General features: G+C 65.9%; 1 protein-coding gene. It reads left to right on the top strand.

Going from position 1 to position 2,421, the window contains the following annotated elements; translation table 11 throughout:
• Positions 1-2,421 (top strand): RHS repeat domain-containing protein (locus tag Dsi01nite_RS56740; RefSeq protein ID WP_203854859.1); only part of this gene is annotated, 2,421 nt, incomplete at both ends.

Genomic DNA, 2,421 nt, shown 5'->3' on the forward strand with positions numbered 1-2,421 from the left:
AGACCAGCCCGGCGCACTTCATGCAGTGGTCGCTGGCATCAGTCACCACGAAGGTGCTGACGGATGCGGCCACCAACCCGCCCACCTACCAGAACGTCGACCGGTGGACCCTCGATCATGACTTCCTGAATCCGGGTGATGCCAGTCCGGCGGCGTTGTGGTTGGAGGGGTTGCAGCACACCGGGTTCAAGGGCAGCACTTCGTTGTCGGAGCCGCCGATGGCGTTCGGTGGTGGCGCGTTGGACAACCGGGTCGACTACAACCTCGCTGCTGGTGTGCTGAAGCTGCGCCGGTTCCGGCTGGGCAGCATCGAGAACGGCACCGGTGGTCTGGTGACGGTGTACTACGCCGGAACGGACTGCAGCCCGACGAGCATCCCCGAGGGCAACGCGAACAACAACATCTATCGGTGTTTCCCGCAGTACTGGTCACCGGAGGGCGGCACGGCGGGGTTCGGCTGGTTCCACAAATATGTGGTGACCGCGGTGCAGCAATCGGACCTGGCTGATGCGACCGCGCTGCCGGTGTTGACGAGTTACACCTACAGCCTGACGCATTCCTCGACGAATGTGTTGTGGGGCCATGATGCGAACGAGACGTCGCCGCTGTCGCGGCGGTCGTGGTCGGACTGGCGTGGCTACACCGATGTCACCACCACGACCGGGCCGGTCGGCGGCACGCAGTCGGTGTCCTCGTCGCTGTACTACCGCGGTTTGAACGGTGACCGGGCCAGCGACACCGGTGGTGCTCGCGCATCCACGATCACCGACTCGCAGGGCACCACGACCGATGTCAACGTGCTGCGTGGGAAGCTGCGGGAGGAGACGTCGTTCCGTCCGGGTGGGCTGGCGTACTCCTCGACGTTGCACAGCTACGGCTACGGCACCGTCGCGATGCGAGACCTGGCGTACGGGATGGGGAACCTGGTCGCGAACAATTTCGCTGAGACCGAGGTCCGCACTCGCACCCACACCACCAGCCCGGCGGGGGTCGAGGGGTGGCGGTGGACGAAGACCACCACCACCACGGACAGCTACACCCTGCCGACCCTGATCCGCGACTACGGTGACGAGGCCGACTCGACCGACGACCGTTGCACCGAGATCACCTACGCCGACCGCAGTGTCGACCCGAGCAGCGGCCGCTACCACGTCAACTACCAGCGGCAGACCCTGCAGACTTACTGCAACGTGTATGGGCCCGGCCACTACCAGGGCGGGACGTTCACCTACTACGACGGCAACACCACCGGCACCGGTCCAGTCGGCCAGGGCCTCGTGACCAAGGTCGACGCGCTGAGCAACGTCGACTACAGCGTGCCGATGAGCCCGGTCCTGAGCTGGCAGAACACCACCAACACCGGCTACGACAGCTACGGCCGGGTCGTATGGACCCGTGACCCGATGAACGACAACGCCCACAAAACCACGATCCAGTACACCCCCGCCGTGGACGCTCCGGTTGTCACGACCGTGACGACCAATCCGCTCGGGCACGCCACGACCATCACGTCGGACGGTGCCCGCGGCGTACCAGTCGCGATCAAGGATGCCAACAACAAGACCACCACGGCGGTCTACGACCCGCTGGGCCGGCGCACCGACGTGTGGCTCAACCGCACAGCCACCGGCACGCCGGACTCCCACTACGTGTACACGTTGTGGACCGTCGCTGCGCCGTCGCCGACCTCGATCGCCACGACCGTGCTGGGCCCGAACGGCAACGGGATCACCAGCTACGACGTGTACGACGGCAACCTGCGGCAACGGCAACACCAGAGCCAGGCCCCGCAGGCCAACGGCGGCCGGATCGTCACCGACACCCAGTACGACGGACGTGGCCTCACCGGCAAAACCACCACGTTCTGGAACGTGAACGCGCCGGCGGCCGCGCTCGCCGGGTTCAACGACACCGACCCTGGTGTCAAGAACCAGCACCGCTACACCTACGACAGCCTCGGTCGGCAGACCATCGACGCGTTGTACTCCGTCAACACCCTGCAGTGGCAGACCACCACCGCGTACGACGGCAACTTCACCACCGTCACGCCACCCGCCGGCGGCACCCCCACTACCACCTACGTCAACGGCCGCGGCAAGACCACCGAACTACGCCAATACCTCGGCAGCACCCCCACCGGCAGCTACCACGCCACCACCTATTCCTACGATCTCCTTGACCGGCTGCGGACCACGGCCGACCAGTCCGGCAACACCTGGACCACCAACTACAACCTGCTCGGCCAGGTCGTCTCCACCACCGACCCGGACAAGGGCACCATCAACACCAGCTTCGACCTGGCCGGTCGGCCGACCACGGTCACCGACGCACGTCCAGGCAGCAGCACGACCACGAAGTACGACGAACTCGGCCGCAAAACCGGCCTGTACGACGGGGTCGGCACGACCGGGTTCAAGCGAG

The sequence above is a fragment of the Dactylosporangium siamense genome, from assembly GCF_016862795.1.
Taxonomy (GTDB): domain Bacteria; phylum Actinomycetota; class Actinomycetes; order Mycobacteriales; family Micromonosporaceae; genus Dactylosporangium; species Dactylosporangium siamense.